This window comes from Monashia sp. HAY1-5C, from assembly GCF_056755255.1.
The window spans coordinates 1-278 of record NZ_JBPGXG010000331.1 but is presented as its reverse complement, the minus strand read 5'-3'; the positions used below and the strand labels follow the sequence as shown (position 1 = coordinate 278).

Annotated in this window: 1 pseudogene; it reads right to left on the bottom strand. The window is 41.4% G+C overall.

Annotated features, from left to right (window positions below):
* Window positions 1–278: pseudogene (gene eno / locus ACR9ZK_RS21900) on the bottom strand (phosphopyruvate hydratase); the annotation flags it as partial.

The window sequence follows — 278 nt, the reverse complement described above, 5'->3', positions numbered from 1 at the left end:
GAACAGGAAGTGTATTGGCATTTACGCCACCTACATATTTATATAAAGGCATTTTCAATTCTGCTGCTGCTGCTTTGGCAGCCGCCAAAGAAACTCCTAAAATTGCATTTGCACCAAGATTTCCTTTATTGCTTGTTCCGTCAAGATCAATCATAATCTGGTCGATAAGATTCTGATCGTAAACCGGAAGCCCCACCAATTCAGGTGCAATTACTTCTCTTACATTTTCAACAGCTTTAAGAACACCTTTCCCCATGTATTCTGAACCGCCATCACGC